The sequence below is a fragment of the Micromonospora sp. NPDC049081 genome, assembly GCF_040648835.1.
Classification (GTDB): Bacteria; Actinomycetota; Actinomycetes; order Mycobacteriales; family Micromonosporaceae; genus Micromonospora; species Micromonospora antibiotica.
Genome location: NZ_JBEZEK010000023.1, coordinates 29,069 through 45,371 on the forward strand (window position 1 = coordinate 29,069; position 16,303 = coordinate 45,371).

Consider the following 16,303-nt stretch of genomic DNA (forward strand, 5'->3'; position numbering starts at 1 on the left):
CGGTCCCGCTCCGCCGGGGTCAGGTGCGGGCCCGGGCCGGTGCGGTCGCCGACCGGGAGGGTCGGCGACCGCACCGCAGGTGGTGGTCCGGTGGTACGCCGTCGCGGCGACCGGACGCGCAGCGGACCCGGCTACCTGCCCAGGGTCACCTTGAGGATCCGCTCGTTGCTGTTGTTGGGGATGCTGTCCTTGTCACCGCCGGTACTCGTGGTCAACCACAGGTTCCCGTCGAGGGTCGGCTCGACGGTCCGCAGCCGGGTGTACGTGCCGACGAAGTACTGCTGCACGTCGGTGAGGGTGTTCCCACTGATCACCGCCCGGTACATCCGGTTGCCCCGCAGGCAGCCGAGATACAGCACGTCCCGGACGATGGCCAGGCCGCTGCACGACGCCTCGGCCACCGGGTAGGTGCGTACCGGGGCGATGAAGTTCGGGTTGGTGCAGCTGCCCGTGGTTCCCTCGCAGGCCGGCCACCCGTAGTTGCCGCCCCGGACGATGATGTTGGTCTCGTCCATGACGTTGTTGCCGAACTCCTGCTCGAAGAGCCGGCCCCGGGAGTCGAACGCCAGCCCCTGCGGGTTGCGGTGCCCGTAGCTCCACACCGCGTTGCCGAACGGGTTGTCCGACGGCACGGTGCCGTCGGGGCGTACCCGCAGCACCTTGCCGCCCAGGTCGTTGACGTCCTGGGCGCGGTCCGGGCTCTGCCCGTCGCCGGTGGCGGCGTAGAGCATCCCGTCGGGGCCGAAGCGCAGCCGCCCCCCGTTGTGGTACTTGTTGCGCGGGATGCCGGTGACCAGCACCTGCACCGTGCCCGTCTGCAACGTGCCGTCGTAGCGGATGCGGACGATCCGGTTGTCGGTCGTGGTGGTGTGGTAGATGTACAGCCACCGGTCGGTGGTGAAGCTCGACGACACGGCCAGGCCGAGCACCCCGCCCTCGCCGTTGGTGCCGGCCACGTTGGGCACCGTGCCGATGCTGCGCTTGTTGCTGCCGTCCGGGTTCATCGCGACGACGTCGAACAGGTCACGCCGGCCGTAGAGCACCGTGCCGTCGGGCAGTTGCACCAGCCCCCACGGCAGGTCCCGCTCGGTGGTGACCACCGTCGTGCCGCAGACCGCGCTGGTGCAGGCCGACCCGGTGCGCACGGTCACCGCGCTGCTCGCCGTGGAGGTGTTGCCCTGCGCGTCCCGGGCGACGACCGTGTACTGGTACTCGGTGGCGGCGGCCAGCCCGGTGTCGGTGAACGAGGTCGCCGGCGGGTTGGCGGCCGTGCCGGTGACCGAGCCGACCGTCACCCCGCCGCGCAGGATGTCGTACCGGGTGACCGCCACGTTGTCGGTGGACGCCGTCCAGGTCAGGGTCACGTCGGTGCCGTTGGCGGTGCCGGCGAGGTTTGTCGGGGTGGTGGGCCGCTGGGTGTCCGACTGGCAGAACGGCGGTGTCACGGAGAGCGTGGCACTGGCCTGCGACACGTTGCCGGCGGCGTCCCGGGCGTTGACGTACCACCCCCAGGTGACGCCCTGCGCGACGGTGAGGGTGGCGGTGAGCGTGTTGCCGGCGACCGAGGTGACCAGTTGGCCGTCGTGGTAGATGTCGTAGTACGCGACCCCGACGTCGTCCCGGGACGCGGACCAGGTGAGCGTGACGGACTGACAGGTCAGCCTGCTGCTGCGCAGGTAGCCCGGCGCGGTGGGCGGCCGGGTGTCGGCGGCGGCCCGGGCGAGGGTCGTCCCGCCCGGCGCGGTTGGCGGGCCGGCGGAGACGGGTGCGCCGGCCAGGATGGTGCAGGCGCTGGTCAACAGGGCCAGGGTGGCATGCCGAGGACTGATTCGCACGCGATACGTCCCTTTCTCAGAGCCTGGTCGTGGTCAGTACGGGTAGCCGGGCACGTTGAGCCGCACGCTGTACAAACCGGAGTCGTTGGTACGGCCCGAGGTGACGAAGAGGGTGCGCCGGTCGGACCCGCCGAACGCCACGTTGGTGGTGCCGCTGGGGCCGGACCGGATCGTGCCGAGCTGGCTGCCCGTGGGCGAGTAGACGTGCACCAGCCCGTCGCCGCCGGACGTCCAGTAGACGTTGCCGGCGCAGTCGATCGTGCCGCCGTCCGGACCCCCGACGTAGTTGACGAACACGCTGCGGGGGCCGGTGCTGCCGTCGGGCTGGACGGCGTACTTGTAGATCTTGTTCTCGCCGTAGGCGCCGACGTAGAGGGTGCCGCCGTCCGGGGAGAGCGCGATGCCGTTGGGCTGGCGCAGCGCGTCGTCGACCAGCGACACCTGGCCGTTCGAGACACGGAAGACGCTGGTCCGCCCGCCCATCTGGTCGGGGCGGTTGCCGCGCTGGAAGTTGGGGTCGGTGAAGTAGACGACGCCGTCGGAGCGGACCGCCACGTCGTTCGGCGAGTTGAACGCCCGGCCCTGGTAGTTGCCGGCGACGACCCCCCGGGCCAGGTTGTCGAGCCGGTACGTCGAGACGCTGCGCTGGTCGTGCGTGGCGGCCACGAGCTGCTGCCCGTCGGGGGTGAGCGCGAGCCCGTTGCTGCCGGCGTTGCCGAGGAAGGTGTCGAAGGTGGCCGGCGGGGTGAACCGCCTGATCGTCGACGGCTGGACCCACTCCGACCCGGTCGCCGCAGCCATGTCGGAGAAGAGCAGGTAGCCCCGGTCGGCGATCCAGACGGGGCCCTCCAGGAAGGCGAAGCCGCCACGGATCTTCGTGGCCGTGACCGAGGTCGACGGCAGCGGCGGGCCGTATCCGGTGCCGGTCGGGCAGACACCGGGCGGTGCGCCGGGCGGGCCGGCGAGGGCGGCGGGCTGACCTGCCGGCGGTGCGGGCGCGGTGTCGGGGCCCGCCGGGACGGCGGCGGGCAGGGCGAGCAGGAGGCTGGCCAGCACGGTGGCGGCCGGTTGCAGGACCATCGGGAACTCCGATCGGCGAACGGAGCGGCCGTCGTTGGCGGTCGCGGGGTGGCACCGGCATTGATACACCGGTATCGATGTGTCACGGGCAGCATAAATTAGGAACCACCCCACCGCATGGGTGGCGATCCACCGATCCCGGCAATGATCCGGATTTCTTACTAAGATGCTGGTCAATGTCGATGGACTACCGGGAACTTCCGGACGCCGGCCACCGGGCCGGTCCACATGGTGATCGGGTCTGGTCGATGGATTTCCCCGCGTCCGTCCGGCCGCTGCGGCGCGGCCTGTCGCCGCAACGGCGGAGACGTTCCGTCGTCGACCATCGTGGACCGGTCGACTGTGGACGCCGATCGGGCCGGGCAGACGCACCGACAGTCCTGATTCGCACTCTCCTGCCGCGTTACCGACAGAGGCGGAATCGACGATGGGAGCGCGCTCATCTACCCTCAGGGCAGATCCGACCCACGTCGTGGGCCGGCACCGGTTCGGCAGCCATGGGTGTCGTGGTCTCCCCGCCAGTATTCACCGACCATGGCCCTGTTCGGAGGGATCGAAGCGTTGACGAGCGACAAGGTGGCGCCGCCGGGCGTCGACACCACCCGGCCCAGCATCGCCCGGGTGTACGACTACTACCTCGGCGGCAAGGACAACTTCGCGGTCGACCGGGAGGCCGCCCAGATGGCGATGCAGGTCACCCCGGACGGTCCGGAGGCCGGGCGGGCCTGCCGGGCCTTCCTGCGCCGGTCGGTCCGCTACCTGGCCGCCGAAGCCGGCATCCGCCAGTTCCTCGACCTCGGCTCCGGCCTGCCCACCCGGGGCAACGTGCACGAGATCGCCCACCAGGTCGACCCGGACGCCCGGGTGGTCTACGTGGACAACGACCCGATGGCCCTCGCCCACGGCCGGGCCCTGCTCGCCGACGCCCGGACCACCACCGTGGTCGGTGCCGACGTCCGGCAGCCGGACGAGCTGCTGGCGGAGATGCGCGACCGCAAGCTGATCGACTTCGACCAGCCGGTCGGACTGCTGCTCCTGGCGATCCTGCACCACCTGCACGACGACGACGATCCCGCCGGGGTGGCCCGCCGGCTGATCGACGCCCTGCCCACCGGCAGCTACCTGGCCATCTCGCACTTCTACGACCCGGGCGAGACCCAGCCCGAGGTCTCCGCGAAGGCGCGGGCGGTGGAGAAGGTCTTCAACGAGACGCTGGGCACCGGCCGTTGGCGTACCCGCGACGAGATCCTCGGCTTCTTCGGCGACCTGGAGCTGATCCCGCCCGGGCTGGTCCCGCTGGCCGAGTGGCACCCGGACGGCGAAGAGGACACCAGGCAGACCGCCACCTACCACACCATCGTCGGTGGGGTGGCCCGCAAGGTCTGAACGTCGGGCGCTGCCGTCGGTGACCTGCCGCCGGCCCCACCCGTGGCCGGCGGCAGGCTCCCCGAGCACGCCACCGGCCACGGCCGGCGTCAGTAGCAGGTGTTCATCGCCGCCCGCACCTCGGCGAGGGTGGCGTCGGCGACCGCGCGCGCCCGCTCGTTGCCCTCACCCAGGATGGCCCGCAGGTGGGCGCGGTCCTGCCCGTACTCGGCCCGACGGGCCCGGATCGGGGCCAGGTACTCGTTGACCGACTCGGTGACGACCTTCTTGAGCGCCGCCGCCCCCGCCGACCCGATGTCGGCGGCCACCTGCTCCGGGGTACGCCCCTGACACAGGCCCGCCAGCAGCAGCAGCGACGACACCTCCGGTCGGGTGGCCGGGTCGTAGCTGATGTGCCGCTCCGAGTCGGTCTTGGCCCCCTTGACCAGGCGGGCGGTCTCGTCGGCGGTGGCGGCCAGGGTGATGGCGTTGTTCCGGCTCTTGCTCATCTTGGTGCCGTCCGTGCCGAGCAGCAGCGGAGCACTCGACAACAGCGCGTCGGGCTGGGGGAACACCGCCTTGCCGCAGCCGTACCGGTCGTTGAAACGACGGGCGATCGTCCGGGTGAGTTCGAGGTGCGGGAGCTGGTCCTGGCCGACCGGCACCAGATTCGCCTTGCAGAACAGGATGTCGGCAGCCTGGTGGACGGGATAGGTGAACATCAGGCCGCTGACGGCGGACTGCCGCGAATGCGAGATCTCGTCCTTGACGGTGGGATTGCGGTTGAGTTCCGACACCGAGACGAGGCTGAGAAACGGCAGCATCAACTGGTTGAGCGCCGGCACCGCCCCGTGCGTGAAGATCGTGCTGCGGGCCGGGTCCACCCCGATGGCCAGGTAGTCCAGGACCAGTTCCTCGACGTGCTGGAGCAGATTGTCCGCCACGTCGCGGTCGGTGAGGACCTGGTAGTCCGCGATGACCACGAACAGCTCCACCCCGAGTTCCTGGAGCCGGACCCGGTTGTGCAGCGTGCCGAAGAAGTGACCGAGGTGCAGGCGGCCGGTGGGACGGTCACCGGTGAGCACCCGGAACTGCCCCGGATCCTTACGGATCAGCTCCTCCAGCACGGCGCTGCGGGCCTGCGCGGCGGATGTCCCGAGCACGTCGGTCGGCCGGGCTGAGGCAGCGGCACCGGCATCTTCGGTCTGGGGTACGGCGGAATTCACACCATCTCCTGAAGGGTCGGTCTCGACGCCATGATGACACGGACCCCACTTCGGACACCGGCGACGCGATCCCGACCCGCACCGAATCGGCGGGGACCGGATGACCGTCCGCGGCGGTGCGGAGGTTTCCGGTGGTACGCCGGGCGGGCATGTACTCCCCCACCCTCGGGAGGGAGTGACTCGATGCTGGTGACCGGTTATCTCGGTGCGGTGCTCATCGGTGCCCTCGTCGGCCTGCTCGGTCGGCTGGTGCTGCCCGGCCGGCAACGGATCGGTGTCTTCGCCACCTTCGTCATCGGTGTCGGTGCGGCCGTGCTCGGCACCGTGGTCGCCCGGGCGTTGGGCATCGCCGACGATGCTCCGGTGCAGGTCTGGGTGCTGCGCTGGGACTGGATCGTGCTCGCGCTCCAGGTCGGCTTCGGGGTGGTCGGTGTCGCCGTGGCGAACATGCTCACCTACACGCGGCTCGCCGGTGGCGACGACGACCGCCGGCGACCGACCCGGACCAGGACCCGCACCCGGAGCTGACCGGGTGCGGGTCGGGCGGGGCCACGGCCGGGCGGTACGGAACCGGTGCGGTCAGCGGCGGGCCAGCCAGACCGTCCGCCCGGTACGGACGCTGAGGGCGGCACGGGTCGCCAGACCTGCCACGGTCTGCTCCAGGGCGGCGAGGTCCAGGGCGGAGAGCCGCCCTTCCAGCCCGTGGCGCATCCGGCTCAGCGTGGCCTGCGCGTAGCGGGTGGTGGCGGCCGGTACCGGTGGTCGCAGGTCGATGTCGAAGTGCCGCTCGGTGACCGAGGTGAATCCGGCCTGCCTCATCCGCTCGCCCCAGTTCTCGTGCATGTGCAGGCCCGCCTCCTGCCGCCGCTTCGCCGCCTCGGCGTGCCAGCGCCGCTCCACCTCCTCGTCCGGGGTGCCGGTGAGGAAGTGCGGGAACGATTCCAGTTCGGCGATCACCAGTAGACCGCCCGGTCGCAACATGCCGTACGCGGACGCGAGCGCGGTCGCCGGATCCTTCATGTGGTGCATCGACGCGGCGGCCCAGATCACCTCGACCGGCCGCAGGTCGGGCCAGGGCTGGTCGAGATCGGCTTCGACGGTGCGGATCCGGTCGCCCAGCCCGGCCGCGTCGGCCCGGTCACGCAGGTGGGACAGCATCTCCGGGGAGAGGTCGACCGCGGTGACGGTGGAGCCGGGCAGCTCCCGCGCGAGGGCGAGGGAACCGGTGCCGGTGCCGGCACCGAGGTCGACGACATGGGGTTGCGCGGTGGCCTCGCGGCCGACCCAGCCGATCACGTCGCGGAAGTACTCGTGGAGCACCTCCGCGTCCAGGTCGAGCAGCTCGATGAGGTGGTCGTGTGCCATGGGGAAACGGTAGCCCGACCATGCCTGAATGGCATAGCATCTTGCCCATGAGGCAAGACAAGGATCTGGAGACCCTGGTCCGGCAGCGCATCCGCAGCCTGCGGGTGGCCCGGGGCTGGTCGCTGGACGAGCTGGCCCACCGCTGCCTGATCAGCCCGTCCACGCTCAGCCGGATCGAGACCGGACACCGGCGGGTCGCCCTGGACCAGATCGCCACGATCGCCCGGGTGCTGGGCATCACCCTCGACCGGCTGGTCGAGTCCGACGCCGACGACGACGTCGTGATCCGTCCGCACTGCGACGAGGACCGGGGCGTCACCACCTGGCTGCTCTCCCGGGACAGCAACCAGACCGTCGCCAAGCTGCGGATCACCCGGGACGTCCCGACCGACCTGCGGGTACACCCGGGCCGGGACTGGTTCACCGTGCTCTCCGGCACCATCGAGCTGCGCCTCGGGGACCGGACGATCCTCGTCGGCACGAACGAGGCCGCCGAGTTCTCCACCCTGGTCCCGCACGCGTTCGGCGCGCACGACGGCCCGGCCGAGATCCTCTGCATCCTCGACCACGAGGGCGAGCGCAGCCACCTCGGCCCACACCCGCCGCATCCGGGCCGCCCGGCGGCTAGCCGGTGATCACCGGCCAGGCGTAGGCCAGCAGCGCGCACGCCGCCCCGAGCAGCGCCAGCGAGAACCCCCGGGTGGGGATCGGCAGGGCGGCGAGCACGAGCAGGATGACCGCGATGACATAGAGAAACGCCTGTGCCGACATGACTGTCCCCTCAGGAGGTTGACGAACGGGCGGGATGCTCTCTACCCCGGACAGCCCGGTCGGGAAACCCACCCCCCGGGCAACCGTCCCGGGTCGACCTGTCCCGCCCTACACCCGTCCGGGCGGGACGACGACGGATCGTCGTCCCGCCCGGAGGGCGCAACCGGCAGGTGTCAGCAGCCGAGCCGCTTGGTGGACAGGGCGATGTCGTCGATCCACAGGTCGAACGCGCCCGGGGTCGTACCACCCTGGTAGAGCTGCCAACCGATCTTCACGGTGTCGACCGTGGGCAACACGAAGGGCACGTCGTTGCCGCCGTGTGCGGTGGTGGAGGCGGTCAGGTCCGGGTTCGCCACGCCGTCGATCCACACGGCGACCCGGTTGTCCGCCGGGTCGAGCTGCCACTCGAAGCACTGCCAGGTGTCCTCGACGACCGGGGCGGACTCCCGCCAGTTGGTCCAGTCGCCCGTCGGGCCACCGTCGGCGCCCACCCCCCAGAAGGTGCCGGGGACGGTCGGCGCGTACTGGCCGCCGACCGGGCGGACGACCTCCGTGCTGCCGGTGCCGGTCGCCTCGACCAGTGTGAAGTGCGCCCAGTCCGGGGCGGTGGGGAAGGCGTCGACCCGCAGCCGCATCCGCCCGTAGAAGCGGTTGCCGGGCGCGGCGAAGTCGTCGACCCGCAGGAAGGCGCGTCCGTTGTCGACCGTGTGCAGGTGCAGCACCTGGTTGCCGCGCCGGGCGCGCTCGACGGTGAGCGTGCCGTGGCGGGTGTCGACGCCCCAGTTCACCGTGCGGGGACCCCCGAGGGGCAGCCGGTCGAAGTCCTCACAGAACAGCAGGCCACGGGGGCACGACCGCTCGGCGGCCGTCGACGGGCCGGCCGGGACACTGCCGGCTGCGGTGCCGAGGATCAGGGCGGCGGTGAACACCGCGAGGAGACTGCGCATGGTCTTTCCTCCATGACGGCCGACCCCCACCACGCGGGCAGGGCTCAGCGGGAAATCCCGGCCGACCCGAGCACCACCGACCTCGTCCCGGGCGCGTCGGACGCCTGCGGCGGTCAGAGGTGGGGCGGTCTCGGCGGGTGCGGGAAGACGAGGCGGGGACACCGACGACGGGACACCTGCCCGTCGCCGTTGGTGCTGGCCCGGCGATGCGGCACCCGCGGCTGCCGAACTGGCGCGGTGCCGGCACTGCGCTGCTCCCGTGCTCACCGTTGCCAGCGCGGTTGCCCCCGTGCTGCGGCGATCTGAGCCATTCCAGCACGACCGGATCCGATCAGGCAACATCGACAGACATCAGCACGCCCGGTGGGCCCGGGCGAGCCGGTCGATCCCGGCGCGCGGAGCCCGGTCGCCACCCGACCGGGTCGCGGCGCACGGCTCCCCAGCTAGCCGACCGCGCCCCGGTCGACCAGGCTGAACGTGGTGCCCACCGGGGCGTCGCCGAGAACCTCCACGTAGATCTTCCTCTGGGACGGGCTCCACTGCACCACGCCGTACTGCTCGCTGACGATGGCGTAGGCGAGTCGCCCCTTGTCGTCCTTGCCCTCCCGGGAGATCCCGAAGAGCGTCGCCGCGGTCGGCTCGCAGTCGGTGCCCACCAGGGAGGCGTACCCCTGCGCGTCGAGCTTGACGCCGAGGCAGGGCCGGTGGGCGATCTGCGGATTCAGCGACTTGATCATGAAGTCGACGCCGACCGGGTCGAGCACGAAACGGGCGTCCGGCGTGGTCCCGTCGCCGACCCCCACCACACCGTCGAACGGCAACGAGAGGTCACGGTCGATCTCCACCACGTGCAGCAGGATCTGCCGCTGCCCGGCCAGGATGGCCCGGGTACGGTCCGCGGCGGACGGCGACGCGGGTGGCGTACCCGATCCGGATGCGGTGGTCGTCGGGCCACCCGCCGTCGGCCCGCCGGCTGCCGCGCCGGTCGGATCCGGGGTCGACCGGTCGCCGACCAGTCGCGGGCCGAACACCGCGCCCGACACCAGCACCGCGACCACCGCGACGGCCGCTCCCACCCCGACGAACAGGCGACGCCGGGACGAGACCCGTCGGCCGGCCACGACCACCCCCGCCGCCGACGGTTCGCCCGGGCCACCCGATGCCGACGCCGGATCACCCGGGCCGTCGCCGGGGACGCCGGTCGCCGCGACCGGTGCAGGCGACCCGGCCGACGGCCGGTCGGCACCGGCGGAGGACGGCGGGGCGGGCAGGGCCGGAACGCTTGCCGGGGCCGGAACACCCGCCGGGGCGGTGACCGTCAACAGCCCGTCGAGCAGCTCCCGCGCGGTGGGCCGCACGTCGGGGTCCTTCTCCAGCGCCCGGGAGACCAGCTCCCGCAACGGCCCCCGCAGACCGGTCAGGTCCGGCGGTTGGGTGAGGATCCGCATCGCGGTCGCGGTCGCGGAGTCACCCCCGAACGGATTCCGGCCCGTCGCGGCGTAGGCGACCACGGCACCCCAGGCGAAGATGTCCGCGGCCGGGCCCACCGCCCGACCGGACGCGGTGTCGAACCGCTCCGGCGCCATGTACGAGACGGTCCCGACCATCTGGTGGGTCCGGGTGTGCTGGCTGGTCGCCTCGAACGCCCGCGCGATCCCGAAGTCGATGACCTTGATCCCGCCGGGTGCCACCAGCACGTTCGCCGGCTTCAGGTCCCGGTGGATCACCCCGGCACCGTGGATCGCGGTGAGCGCGGTGGCCACCCCGACCGCGATGCCGTGCAGTTGCGCCGAGCCCAGCGGCCCACCGTCGCGGATCACCTGGGCCAGGCTGGGGCCCTCGACGTACTCCACCACGAGGTAGGGCGGGTCGTGGTCCGGGTCGGCGTCCAGCACCTCGGCGGTGCAGAACGGCGGGACCTGGCGGGCCCGGTTCACCTCACTGCGGAACCGGCCCCGGAACTCGTCGTCGTGGGACAGCTCCGGACGGACGACCTTCACCGCCACCCGGCGGCCCTGCGGCGACCGGGCCAGGAAGACACTGCCCATGCCCCCCTCGCCGAGGCGGTCGAGCAGCTCGTACCCCCCGAGTCGGGCCGGGTCGCCGGGACGCAGCCCGTCGTTCACGTCGGCTGCCCGCAGACCACGACCAGCCCGCGAACCGTTGCGCCACTCACGCGTACCCCTCAGATCACTCGGACACCGTCGGCAGCCTATCGCCCGCCAGCCCGGGACCGCCGGTGCCGTCGGCGGGCCCACCGGCGCGGACGAGCACGACGGGCCCCGCCGGGATGACCGGCGGGGCCCTCTTCGTGGTCACCCGGATCGTGGCGGACGACCAGACTGCTGCGCCGCTTCCCGTGAGGTCCCCAGGGGCGGCCGGGAGGGGGTCAGTTGCAGGTGGTGCCGTTGAGCTTGAAGGGTGCCGGCACAGTGGGGGACCCGCTGGCGGTGAAGCCGAAGCTGACCGCCCCGTTGGTCGGGATGCTGGCGTTGTGGTTCGCGTTGCCCACCGTGACCGCAGCGCCGGTCTGCTGGAAGACGCCGTTCCAGTAGCCCTGGACCAGCTGGCTGCCGGGGAAGGTCCAGCCGAGCGACCACCCGTTGACGGCCGGGCCGTCGTTGTAGACGGTGACGCTGACGTTGAAGCCGGCGTTCCAGGAGTTGGTCACCACGTACGACACCCGGCAGGTGCTCGCGAGGGTGGTGGCCGGCCGGATGTCGCCGTAGTCGTCCCGGGCGGTGGCGAAGTCCTGGAAGCCGAAGCCGGGACCGGCCGACCGGGTGGTGGTGCCGGCTGCGAGGACGGTGCCGTTGGCGTTGACCGAGTAGACCGGCCCACCGCTGTCGCCGCCCCGGGCCGACTCGTCGCCGTCGAGCTGGGTGGCCTCGACCAGGTCCTCGATGTCGTCGTAGTGGAAGTCGACCCGCAGGTTGCAGACCGGGCCGCCGATCTCACCGGCCGAGGTGTAACCCGACTGGCAGAGCAGCTGGCCGGGGAAGACCTGGGTCCAGCCGGTCACCTGGGCGCGTACCTCGTCGTTCTGCCCACCGACATAGATGTGGCTGCCCGGCGACGAGGTCGACACCAGCATGGTGTCGTGGTCGTCGTTGCTGGCGACCGAGTAGCCGATCAACGTGCCGGTGTTGGTGTTGGTGTTCCAGCCGACGTGCCAGGGCTGACCGATGGGGCCGCAGTGTTCCGCGGTGAGCAGGTAGCCCACGTTGGTCGTGTAGTTGCGGACACCGAAGCCGGCGGTGCAGCCGTAGGTGGTCAGGCCGATGCCGATGCCGCCGTCGTACGGCGCGGAGTCGTTGTAACGGGACCGCTCGACCATCCGCTCCCGGACGACCGTCCGGGTGCTGACCCCGGTCGCCGGCAGCTTCGGCTGCTTCGCGCCGGCCTTCGGGTCGACGGCGACCTCGATGCCGGAACCGTCGGTACGCAGCCGGACGGCGTGCGCGGCGTCCTTCGGGTCGGCGTCCACCACGGCGGTGAGCTTCGCCGCCGCCTTCTTCAACTCGGTACGGGAGTACGTGGCCCCGACCACCTCGACCGGGGCGGTGCGGCGAGCGGTCGTCACGGCCGTCGCGACGTCCTTGGGCAGGGTGCCCTTCCACCAGAGCGTGACATGGTCGTCCACCAGCCCGATGCCGGCGTAGCCGCGCGGGGTGCCGGCGTCGACGGCGGTGCGGATGACGTTGGCGGCGTCGACGAGCGGGGTCTGGGCGATCATCCGGTCCCGGGTCTGCGCCGGGATCAGGTCGAGCAGGGAGCGGCCGTTCTCGGACGTCGGCGTCGTCGCCGACGTGCCGAACGGCTGGCTGGGCGCGGCCTGCGAGGCCGCCGTCAGTGGACCGACCAGCACCGTGGTGCCGAGCAGCACACCGGCGACCACCGAGCGGGGGGTCGCTTTCCAGGTTTGCGTCATGACTAAGAGTCAAGTGACTCCGCCGCCCCGGGAACATGCAGAAGCATCGGCAAGAATCGGCCACGACGGTGGCGTCGCCCACACCCTGGTCGACCACGACGCCCGGTCGCCGCCGGCCGGCCCGGACGCCGACCGGGTCCGGAGCTGGTGGCTGCGGCCCCGGTCGGCGTGGGTGGTGTGCCCGCCGTCAGGCGGTGGTGCGGGAGATCAGGCGGTGGCGCAGGAGATGTTGCCGGGCGCGGTGCTGCTGCTGCCGTTGGCCAGGAAACCGAGGGTGGTCGAGGCGTTCGGGCCGAGGGCGCCGTTGTAGGAGGCGTTGCGGATGCTCACCGCGCCGCTGTTGCCGGTGTTGGTGCCGTTCCAGACGTTCTGGATGGTCTGTCCGCTGGCCATCGTCAGCTGCACCGTCCAGCCGCTGATGGCGGCGGAGCCGTTGGTCACGATGATCTCGGCCTGGAAGCCACCGTTCCAACTGCTGACCGTGCGGTACGTCGCGGTGCAGCCACCCGGCTGCCCGGTGGGCGGCGGCGTGGTCGGCGGCTCGCTGGTCGGCGGGGTGGTCGGTGGCGTGGTGGGCGGGGTGGTCGGCGGAGCGCTGGTCGGTGGGGTGGTGGGCGGCGGGGTGGTCGTCCCCGGGACCGTGGTGGAGGCCGCGTTGAGGGCGTTGAGGACGGAGGTGTACGCCGGCTTGGGGTTGCTGTTGCGGTCGAACAGCAGCGGGTTCTCGCTGCCCCGCCAGGAGTCGCTGTCCCGGATGCCCCAGGTGGTGATGCCGACGCAGCGCGGGACGTTCATGCAGGCCTGGGTCAGCCCGGCGTACTGGGTGGTCGAGGCGTTGGTGACGTCGGCCTCGGTCAACGCCACGTCCACCCCGAGGGCGGCGAAGCTGGACAGCGTCTGCTGGAAGTTGCCCGGCAGCGAGCTGCCCCCGGTGAAGTGGGTCTGCAGACCGACGCAGTCGACCGGGACGCCCCGGGCCTTGAAGTCCTTGATCATGTTGTATACGCCCTGCGTCTTGGCGTACGTCCAGTTCTCGATGTTGTAGTCGTTGTAGCAGAGCTTCACCGACGGGTCGGCGGCCCGGGCGGTGCGGAACGCCACCTCGATCCAGTCGTTGCCGGTGGACTGGAGGTTCGACGACCGGCGACTGCCGTTCTCGGCGTACGCCTCGTTCACCACGTCCCAGGCGTAGAGCTTGCCCTTGTAGTGGGCCATCACGCCGTTGATGTGGCTGATCATCGCCTGCCGCAGCGCGCTGCCGCTCAGGCTGCCCCAGAACCGCGGCTGCTGGGCGTGCCAGGCCAGGGTGTGGCCCCGGAACCGCATGCCACGCTGGGTGGCCCAGTTGTAGATCGCGTCACCCCTGCTGAAGTCGAACTGCCCGGGGTTGGGCTCGGTCGCGTCGGGCTTCATCTCGTTGACGGCCGTCATCATGTCGAACTCGCGGCTGGCGATGTTCAGGAAGCCGGAGTCGTTGAGCCGGTCCGCCCCCATGGCCGCACCGAAGTACCTGCCGCTGCGCTCGGCGGCGGCCTTCAGCGTGGTCCCGGGCGGCCCGCTGAGGTCGGCCTGGGCGGTGGTGGCCACGACCATCGAGGTCACGGTGATCGCCAGGGCGCAGGCCCCGCCCAGCAGCAGCCTGACGCTGCTCCTGGTAAGGCGTTTCGATGGAGCGGGTACGTCGTTCATCTGTGCGTTTCCTCTCGGTGTTCTGTCTGGTCCGTCGCGGCACCAGCACGGAACCGGCCGATCGTTGTGGGGTCGACGACCGGAGCACCGCACTCGCCGCGCGGGACCAGCACGACACAGGGGACGCCGGGCCGGCACTCACCCGGCCGCGTCCTCATCGGTGACCACCGGCCGGCTGCCCGGTCCGCCCGGTGGATCGCGAACACTCCGCGTCGTACGCCCGTGCGGGGTGACGCTGCCCTGCGGTGATGTTATATCGAATGCATTCGATCTGCGACAGGTGTCGGGAGGGTCCTGGCGACCCGACACCCTGCGCCACCGCCCGACCACCCGGCGACGTCGCCCTCAGCGGGCACGGACCCGCCGGGTGGCCAGCTCGGTGCGGTTACGGACCCCGAGTTTGCGGAAGATGTTGCCGAGGTGGAACTCGATCGTCTTGACCGACAGGAAGAGCCGTTGGGCCGCCTCCCGGTTGCTGAGCCCGTTGGCGATCGCGGTGGCGACCCGGGCCTCCGCCTCGGTCAACGTCGGCCCGCCCGGGGGCGCCCCGAACACCGGCCCGACGGCCGGGGAGAGGTCCACCCCCGACGGGCCCGCGACGGGTGCGCCGCCGAGCGCCCGGAGATCCCGCATCACCAGCGTCAGCATCCCGGCGGCACCCGTGCGGGCGTAACCCGCGCACGCCTGCTCCAACAACCGGGCCGCCTCGCCCCGCCGGCCGGCCCGACCGTGGTGCGTGCCGAGCAGCCAGGCCAGCCGGGCGGCCAGCAACTGCTCGGTGGGTCGGGTCAGCAGGTCGAGCGCAGCCGTGAGCGCCGCCGTCGTCCCGACCGCGTCCGGGTCGAGGATCCAGGCCCGCCAGGCCGGCAGCACCGGCCCACCCGGCCAGGAGACGGGCGGGTCGTCGACCCCGACGAGCAGTTCACCGGCCACCCCGGGTCGGCCGGCCAGGGCGTGATGGGTGGCCAGCTCCCAGCGGTGCTCGTACTGCAGGCCGGCGGTCGCCCCGACGTCGGTGGCCACCACGAGTTCGAGCAGCCCGGCCCAGGTCTCCCGGTCACCCCGGGCGAACGCCAGCGCGGCCGTGCACTCGGGCAGGTGGTGGGCGACCCACGCCGACCCGACCCGCGCGGCCAGCTCGCGGGCCTGGTCCAGGTGGACGGCGGCATCGTCCAGGTCACCGCGCAGCGCGTCGCACTTGGCCAGCCAGGAGGTCACCTCGGCCTGCACGTCGAGGCTGCCGCACTGCCCGGCCAACCGGGCCGCCTCCCGCAGCTCGGCCTGGCCCCGGACCAGGTTGCCGGCCCAGGCGTCGCCCACCCCGATCAGCGCGAGCATCCGGGCCCGGTCCACCGGCGTCAGGTCCAGGTCGGCCAGCAGCGGGGCGAACCGCCGCGCCTCGTGCGGACGCATCAGGGTCATCACGGCGGTCAGCGCACACTCGACCAGCACCGGGTCGTCACCGAAGGCGTGCCGGTCGAAGATCCGTACGGCGGCGTCGAGGTGCTCCGGGCCCTCGGCGAGGCCGGCCCGGGTCGCCGCCGTCCCCGCCAGGGTGCGGTAGATCAGCTCGGTCCGCGCCGAACCGCTCACCTCGTGGGCCCGCCGCACCCGGTCCAGCAACGCGAGCAACCGGTCGCGGTCGGCGGTGCGGGACAGCGCGAGGAACGCCTGGAACACCAGGCGCGCGGACTGATCCGGGTCGGCACGGTCGGCCGCCGACAGCAGGCGCTCGGCCGTGATCTCGGTGGACACCGGCCGAGCGTAGAACCCGGGACCAACCCTGGGGATTTCCCTGGTGCCCAGCTCACCCCGGTCGGCACAGACTGCTCGCACCAGCCGGTCCAGCCGGCCGGCCGGCGTTGCGAACCAGATAGAGGTAACACCATGAAGCGCAGGACCGTACAGATCGACACCATTCCCGCCGACGGGGTGGAGCTGGCCGACGAGCAGCTCGCCGGGATGCTCGGTGGGCTGCCGCGCAACGGCGCGGGCTCGTCGAAGACCATCGACGACATCCCCGGCGGGGGTCGACCGGACACCGACACCGACTTCTGATCCGTCACCGTCGGCGATCCGGCCCGCCCTCCGGGT

14 protein-coding genes are annotated in these 16,303 nt (G+C 71.9%); 4 read left to right on the top strand and 10 right to left on the bottom strand.

Going from position 1 to position 16,303, the window contains the following annotated elements; genetic code table 11:
* Positions 1-131 precede the first annotated feature (131 nt).
* Together AB0B63_RS25930 and AB0B63_RS25935 are read right to left on the bottom strand one after the other, a co-directional pair.
* On the bottom strand, positions 132-1,835 hold the full coding sequence (locus AB0B63_RS25930; RefSeq protein WP_357023202.1) for a PQQ-dependent sugar dehydrogenase: 1,704 nt from the start codon (positions 1,833-1,835) through the stop codon (positions 132-134).
* A gap of 33 nt (positions 1,836-1,868) precedes the next feature.
* Positions 1,869-2,915 carry an SMP-30/gluconolactonase/LRE family protein gene (locus AB0B63_RS25935; RefSeq protein WP_357023205.1) on the bottom strand — a complete coding sequence of 349 codons (1,047 nt, stop codon included), beginning with the start codon at positions 2,913-2,915 and terminating at the stop codon, positions 1,869-1,871.
* A 534-nt stretch (positions 2,916-3,449) separates the two neighbouring features.
* Between AB0B63_RS25935 and AB0B63_RS25940 the strand changes: the two genes are divergently transcribed.
* On the top strand, positions 3,450-4,301 hold the full coding sequence (locus AB0B63_RS25940) for an SAM-dependent methyltransferase (RefSeq protein ID WP_244251529.1): 852 nt from the start codon (positions 3,450-3,452) through the stop codon (positions 4,299-4,301).
* 89 nt (positions 4,302-4,390) lie between these two features.
* Here the strand turns inward: AB0B63_RS25940 and trpS are convergent, their stop codons facing one another.
* Positions 4,391-5,443, bottom strand: coding sequence for a tryptophan--tRNA ligase (gene trpS / locus AB0B63_RS25945; protein WP_208565775.1), 1,053 nt, complete (start codon positions 5,441-5,443; stop codon positions 4,391-4,393).
* A 246-nt stretch (positions 5,444-5,689) separates the two neighbouring features.
* Between trpS and AB0B63_RS25950 the strand changes: the two genes are divergently transcribed.
* Positions 5,690-6,034 carry a GlsB/YeaQ/YmgE family stress response membrane protein gene (locus tag AB0B63_RS25950; RefSeq protein ID WP_244251530.1) on the top strand — a complete coding sequence of 115 codons (345 nt, stop codon included), beginning with the start codon at positions 5,690-5,692 and terminating at the stop codon, positions 6,032-6,034.
* 51 nt (positions 6,035-6,085) lie between these two features.
* Here the strand turns inward: AB0B63_RS25950 and AB0B63_RS25955 are convergent, their stop codons facing one another.
* Positions 6,086-6,871, bottom strand: a complete 786-nt coding sequence (locus AB0B63_RS25955) for a class I SAM-dependent methyltransferase (protein ID WP_357023209.1) — start codon at positions 6,869-6,871, stop codon at positions 6,086-6,088.
* A gap of 47 nt (positions 6,872-6,918) precedes the next feature.
* On the opposite strand from AB0B63_RS25955, the gene AB0B63_RS25960 reads away from it, so the two are divergent.
* Positions 6,919-7,506 carry a helix-turn-helix transcriptional regulator gene (locus AB0B63_RS25960; protein WP_357023212.1) on the top strand — a complete coding sequence of 196 codons (588 nt, stop codon included), beginning with the start codon at positions 6,919-6,921 and terminating at the stop codon, positions 7,504-7,506.
* Here the strand turns inward: AB0B63_RS25960 and AB0B63_RS25965 are convergent.
* From AB0B63_RS25965 to AB0B63_RS25990, 6 genes are all read right to left on the bottom strand, one after another.
* Complete coding sequence (locus tag AB0B63_RS25965; RefSeq protein WP_208564968.1) at positions 7,496-7,642, bottom strand: hypothetical protein; 147 nt, start codon at positions 7,640-7,642, stop codon at positions 7,496-7,498. The two genes, AB0B63_RS25960 and AB0B63_RS25965, sit on opposite strands and share 11 nt — an antisense overlap.
* A gap of 173 nt (positions 7,643-7,815) precedes the next feature.
* Positions 7,816-8,589, bottom strand: a complete 774-nt coding sequence (locus AB0B63_RS25970) for a hypothetical protein (protein ID WP_357023216.1) — start codon at positions 8,587-8,589, stop codon at positions 7,816-7,818.
* Positions 8,590-9,032: 443 nt separating this feature from the next.
* Positions 9,033-10,715, bottom strand: a complete 1,683-nt coding sequence (locus AB0B63_RS25975) for a protein kinase (RefSeq protein ID WP_357023219.1) — start codon at positions 10,713-10,715, stop codon at positions 9,033-9,035.
* Between the two features lie 263 nt (positions 10,716-10,978).
* Entirely contained in the window at positions 10,979-12,520 is a 1,542-nt protein-coding gene (locus AB0B63_RS25980; RefSeq protein ID WP_357023222.1) for a cellulose binding domain-containing protein, read from the bottom strand.
* A gap of 207 nt (positions 12,521-12,727) precedes the next feature.
* Entirely contained in the window at positions 12,728-14,209 is a 1,482-nt protein-coding gene (locus AB0B63_RS25985; protein WP_357023225.1) for an endo-1,4-beta-xylanase, read from the bottom strand.
* A 345-nt stretch (positions 14,210-14,554) separates the two neighbouring features.
* Positions 14,555-15,964 (bottom strand): helix-turn-helix transcriptional regulator, encoded by a 1,410-nt coding sequence (locus AB0B63_RS25990; protein ID WP_357023228.1) that lies wholly within the window; start codon positions 15,962-15,964, stop codon positions 14,555-14,557.
* 132 nt (positions 15,965-16,096) lie between these two features.
* Between AB0B63_RS25990 and AB0B63_RS25995 the strand changes: the two genes are divergently transcribed.
* Positions 16,097-16,267, top strand: coding sequence for a putative ATP-grasp target RiPP (locus tag AB0B63_RS25995; protein ID WP_208564974.1), 171 nt, complete (start codon positions 16,097-16,099; stop codon positions 16,265-16,267).
* Positions 16,268-16,303: the final 36 nt, after the last annotated feature.

Coding starts and splice junctions, on each gene's coding strand:
- AB0B63_RS25950 (WP_244251530.1), top strand. CDS start 5,690: ATGCTGGTGACCGGTTATCTCGGTGCGGTGCTCATCGGTGCCCTCGTC.
- AB0B63_RS25980 (WP_357023222.1), bottom strand. CDS start 12,520: ATGACGCAAACCTGGAAAGCGACCCCCCGCTCGGTGGTCGCCGGTGTG.
- AB0B63_RS25955 (WP_357023209.1), bottom strand. CDS start 6,871: ATGGCACACGACCACCTCATCGAGCTGCTCGACCTGGACGCGGAGGTG.
- AB0B63_RS25970 (WP_357023216.1), bottom strand. CDS start 8,589: ATGCGCAGTCTCCTCGCGGTGTTCACCGCCGCCCTGATCCTCGGCACC.
- AB0B63_RS25935 (WP_357023205.1), bottom strand. CDS start 2,915: ATGGTCCTGCAACCGGCCGCCACCGTGCTGGCCAGCCTCCTGCTCGCC.
- AB0B63_RS25965 (WP_208564968.1), bottom strand. CDS start 7,642: ATGTCGGCACAGGCGTTTCTCTATGTCATCGCGGTCATCCTGCTCGTG.
- AB0B63_RS25940 (WP_244251529.1), top strand. CDS start 3,450: ATGGCCCTGTTCGGAGGGATCGAAGCGTTGACGAGCGACAAGGTGGCG.
- AB0B63_RS25995 (WP_208564974.1), top strand. CDS start 16,097: ATGAAGCGCAGGACCGTACAGATCGACACCATTCCCGCCGACGGGGTG.
- AB0B63_RS25960 (WP_357023212.1), top strand. CDS start 6,919: ATGAGGCAAGACAAGGATCTGGAGACCCTGGTCCGGCAGCGCATCCGC.
- AB0B63_RS25985 (WP_357023225.1), bottom strand. CDS start 14,209: ATGAACGACGTACCCGCTCCATCGAAACGCCTTACCAGGAGCAGCGTC.